7 protein-coding genes are annotated in these 4,285 nt (G+C 66.2%); 5 read left to right on the top strand and 2 right to left on the bottom strand.

Features of this window, described 5'->3' with window-relative positions:
- Positions 1-114: 114 nt before the first annotated feature.
- On the bottom strand, positions 115-543 hold the full coding sequence (locus ACXJKR_RS25740; protein ID WP_457325225.1) for a hypothetical protein: 429 nt from the start codon (positions 541-543) through the stop codon (positions 115-117).
- A complete protein-coding gene (locus ACXJKR_RS25735) occupies positions 540-1,088 on the bottom strand; it encodes an N-acetyltransferase family protein (protein WP_457325224.1) in 549 nt (182 codons plus the stop codon). Before ACXJKR_RS25735 ends, ACXJKR_RS25740 begins: the two co-directional genes overlap by 4 nt.
- 183 nt (positions 1,089-1,271) lie before the next feature.
- Here ACXJKR_RS25735 and rpsP point away from each other — a divergent pair, with 183 nt between their 5' ends.
- The 5 genes from rpsP to ACXJKR_RS25710 all read left to right on the top strand — a co-directional run bounded on the left by rpsP (position 1,272) and on the right by ACXJKR_RS25710 (position 4,112).
- On the top strand, positions 1,272-1,529 hold the full coding sequence (gene rpsP, locus ACXJKR_RS25730) for a 30S ribosomal protein S16 (RefSeq protein ID WP_056201913.1): 258 nt from the start codon (positions 1,272-1,274) through the stop codon (positions 1,527-1,529).
- A gap of 6 nt (positions 1,530-1,535) precedes the next feature.
- Positions 1,536-2,126 (top strand): ribosome maturation factor RimM, encoded by a 591-nt coding sequence (gene rimM / locus ACXJKR_RS25725; protein WP_056201916.1) that lies wholly within the window; start codon positions 1,536-1,538, stop codon positions 2,124-2,126.
- An 8-nt stretch (positions 2,127-2,134) separates the two neighbouring features.
- Entirely contained in the window at positions 2,135-2,875 is a 741-nt protein-coding gene (gene trmD, locus ACXJKR_RS25720; protein ID WP_457325223.1) for a tRNA (guanosine(37)-N1)-methyltransferase TrmD, read from the top strand.
- 133 nt (positions 2,876-3,008) lie between these two features.
- Positions 3,009-3,362: a 50S ribosomal protein L19 gene (gene rplS / locus ACXJKR_RS25715; protein WP_457325222.1), complete on the top strand. Its 354-nt coding sequence runs from the start codon at positions 3,009-3,011 to the stop codon at positions 3,360-3,362.
- A 66-nt stretch (positions 3,363-3,428) separates the two neighbouring features.
- On the top strand, positions 3,429-4,112 hold the full coding sequence (locus ACXJKR_RS25710) for a CoA pyrophosphatase (protein ID WP_056201925.1): 684 nt from the start codon (positions 3,429-3,431) through the stop codon (positions 4,110-4,112).
- Positions 4,113-4,285: the final 173 nt, after the last annotated feature.

Raw genomic sequence — 4,285 nt, 5'->3', positions numbered from 1 at the left:
GGCCCAGACGATGCTGCCGGCCACGCCCCAGCGCACGGCCGACGGAGCCTGGATCTTCACGATCCCGGCCGCGGCGCTGATGGCCGGCATCTGCTACTGGGTCAGTTTTATTCTCTACTGACCGGCCTGCGATTCGAAATAGCGCTGGGCGCTGAAGGCGATGGTCGCCATCAGCGCCGTGCCGCCGAACAGCAGGCAGAGCACGACGCCGATGACGGCGGCCCAGCCGCCCGTGCTGGCCGGCCGGCCGGCATTGAAGCGGGCGTTCCAGCGCTCGTCCGGCATCAGCCCGTAGACGATGCCGCCGAGCAGGGCGGCGACGAGGCTGGCGCCCAGCAGCGGAATCAGCAGCCACGCCAGGCGATCGTCCTGGCCGAGGGTGTCCATGCGCTGTACGCCGAGCAGACCGAGCAGCGTCGGCACGGGGAACAGCCAAGCCCAGCGGTCCTTGAGCCCATGCAGATAGAAGCGGTGCAGGCCGAAGACACCGACCAGCAAGGCCAGCCAGGTCGCAACGGCTTTGTGTTTGGTGACGCCGCTCATTCGGCGGCGGCGCTGTCACCCAGGCCCAAGGTGCGCTGCATCAACACGACGTCCAGCCAGCGGCCGAACTTCCAGCCTGCGCTTTTCAGCACGCCGGTGTGCTCGAAGCCCAGCGCCGTGTGCACGCCGACGGAGCCGGCATTGGCCGCGTCGCCGATGACGGCCAGCATCTGGCGCGCGCCGGCCGCTTCGCAGCGGGCCATCAGTTCGGCCAGCAGCAGCCGGCCCACGCCCTGGCCTTGTGCGGCGGGTGACAGGTAGATCGAGTCTTCGACACAGAAACGATACGCCAGGCGGGGGCGGAAGTAGTTGGCATAGGCATAGCCCAGCACTTCGCCGCCGCGCTCGGCCACCAGCCAGGGTAGATTGCGACTCAGCACCTCGGCGCGGCGGCGGCCCATCTCGTCGACTCCGGGCACCTCGGTTTCGAAGGTGCCGGTGCCTTCCAGCACGGCGTGGGCGTAAATGGCCTGGATGGCGGCCAAGTCGGCGTCAGTGCTGGGGCGGATCGTCAGGGGCAGGGTGATGGGAGCGGGCTGTGACATTTGTCGGTTTTCGGGACTGCGCAAGAGGAGCTTGATCGAGTTTATAATGCTGGGTTTTCGGCTCTGGTCGCAGATGGCTGCGGCGTATCTACAGAGCCTACCCCGGCAGGGGTTCCTGCCATTCGACTTGTCGCTACTTGAGTGTCTCCTCGTGCGGTGGTCACCCAATTTTTAGGAAACATCATGGTTGTGATTCGTCTGGCTCGCGGCGGCTCCAAGAAGCGCCCCTTCTACAACATCGTCGTCGCCAACAGCCGCCAGCGTCGTGACGGCCGTTTCATCGAGCGTGTTGGCTTCTACAACCCCGTCGCTTCCGGCTCCGCCGAGAAGCTGCGCGTCGAGCAGGACCGCGTGAGCTACTGGATCGGTGTCGGCGCCCAGCTGTCGCCCACGGTGGCCCGCCTGGTTGGCGATGCCAAGACGGCTGCTGTCGCCGCCTAAGCAGGCGTGGCAGGCAACAAGCCTCAGCAAGACGGCGCCTCGGCGCCGTCTTTTGCTTCCTGGCCCGAAGATCTGCTGCCGGTGGGCCGCATCCTTGATGCCTGGGGCATCAAAGGTGGCCTGAAGGTGCAGGCCTACTCGGCCGACGCGGACGCGTTGTTCAGCGCCAAGCGCTGGTATCTGAAGTCGACCGGCCCCAAGCCCAGCCAACTGGTGTTGGCCGTGAAATCGGTGCGCGAGCAGGGCGAGGGCATCGTCGCCGTCGCCGAAGGGGTGGACGACCGCAATGCCGCCGAAGCGCTGCGTGGCCACGAGATCTACATTCCCCGCAGTGACTTCCCGCGCACACCCGACGGCGAGTACTACTGGGTTGACCTGATCGGCCTGGACGTCATCAATCGCGAGTCTGAGGCTTTGGGCCGAGTGATCGGCCTGATCGACACCGGCCCGCATGCCGTGCTGCGCATCCTGCCGCCAGGAGTGGAAGAGCCCGCCAAGCCGGACCAGGAGCGCTTGATCCCCTTCGTCGGGCGTTTCATCGACGACGTCAGCCTGGAAGACCGGCGTATCCGCGTCGACTGGGGCCTGGACTTCTGACCGAAGCCATGCGCTTCGATGTCCTGACGATCTTCCCGGAGCTGTTCGCGCCGCATCTGACGCATGGCGTCACGCGGCGCGCCTTCGAGAGCCGTCAGGTCGACGTGCGCCTGTGGCTGCTGCGCGATTTCGCCGAGGACAACTACCGCCGCGTCGACGACCGCACCTATGGCGGCGGCCCAGGCATGGTCATGCTGGCCGAGCCGCTTGAAAAGGCGCTCACCGCCGTCAAGGCGGATCGTGGCGAGGCGGCGCCCGTCGTCATCCACTTCACCCCGACCGGCGCGCGAATCGATCAGGCCCGCGTGCAGGATCTCGCTGCGGGCCCGGGTGCCATCCTGCTTTGCGGTCGCTACGAAGGCATTGACCAGCGCGTGCTGGACCGTCATGTAACGCTGGAACTCAGCCTGGGCGACTTCGTGCTGTCGGGTGGTGAACTCCCGGCGCTCACCCTGCTGGACGCCGTCGCACGGCTGCAGGAGGGGGTCCTTGGCGACGCCAAATCCCACGAGCAGGACAGCTTCTCTGATGGCCTGCTGGACTGCCCGCACTACAGCCGCCCCGAAGTTCTGGCCGATGGTCGCGGCGTGCCGCCCGTGCTGCTGTCGGGCCACCACGCCGACATCCGGCGCTGGCGCCGCGAGCAGTCTCTGGTGCTGACGGCCGCGCGCCGGCCCGACCTGATTGCCGCCGCCCGCGCCGCCGGCCGCCTCAGCAAGGCCGATGAATCCTTCCTGGCCAAGCTCTAGGCTAAACCCGCGGCCCAGGCTACACTAGCGGGCTGTCCGATCCTCTGGCGGGGCGAGTGGCTGGGTCCTATACAGGGAGCCAGCTGCAAACATCCCGATAAATAGCGTCTCGCCAAGATCTCCAGGAGTACAGATGAACCTGATCCAAACCCTTGAGCAAGAAGAAATTGCTCGCCTGAACAAGACCATCCCGCCCTTCGCCCCTGGCGACACGGTGATCGTCAGCGTCAACGTCGTTGAAGGCACCCGCAAGYGCGTGCAGGCCTACGAAGGCGTCGTGATTGCCAAGCGCAATCGCGGCCTGAACAGCAGCTTCATCGTCCGCAAGATCTCCAGCGGCGAAGGCGTCGAGCGGACCTTTCAGCTCTACAGCCCGCTGATCGCCACGATCGAAGTCAAGCGCCGCGGTGACGTCCGTCGCGCCAAGCTGTACTACCTGCGCCAGCGTTCGGGCAAGTCGGCTCGAATCAAAGAGAAGCTGGCTTAATCAGCCGGTTCCTACCGCCAAAGCCGCCAGGGCGTACGCTCTCGGCGGCTTTTGTTTTTCTGTCGCATGACCCGCCCCGCTATCACCCAGCCCCAACTCGTGCCGGTCACGAGCATCGATGATCATCTCCCGGCAGTGCCAGACTTGGCGCTGACGGCTTCGGCCATACGGGCGCGCCTGGCGGAGGTGGCGGCCTGGACGCCTGAGTTCGTCGGCGACGGGGGTCTCTTCGCCAATCGCGAGCCGTCTGGTGCCGCTGTGCTCATCCCGCTGGTGCAGCGAGAGGCAGGCTTGAACCTGCTGCTGACCCGGCGTACCGACCATCTGCGCGATCACGCCGGCCAGATCAGCTTCCCCGGCGGCCGTGTCGAGCCCGAGGACGATGGTCCCGTCGCGACCGCGCTGCGGGAGACCGAGGAGGAGATCGGCCTGTCGCGCCAGCACATCGAGATCATTGGCCAGTTGCCGGTCTATTCGACAGTGACGGCCTTCCAGGTGACGCCGGTGGTGGCCCTCGTGGAGCCGGGCTTCACGCTGACGCTGGACGACTTCGAGGTTGCCGAAGCCTTCGAGGTGCCACTGGCCTTCCTGATGGATCCGGCCCACCACCGCCACCACCGTTTCGAGTTCGCGGGCGCCGAGCGGCGCTTTCTGTCCATGCCCTGGCAAGGGCCCGAACGCGAGTACTTCATCTGGGGCGCGACCGCCGCGATGTTGCGCAACTTCTATCGTCTTCTCAGCGGCGCCTGAGCGCGCCACTATCATCCCGGCCCATGAATTTCTTCGCGGTGCTGCTGGCCCTGTTGTGTGAGCAACTCAAGCCCCTGAGGCATGGCAACCGCGTGCACCAGTCGGTCATCGGCTGGGTGCGCTGGACGGGCCGCAACTTCGACGCTGGCGACGAGCACCATGCTGCCGTCGTC

This window comes from Roseateles sp. P5_E11 (assembly GCF_054049355.1).
This window is presented reverse-complemented; position numbering and strand designations above follow the sequence as displayed.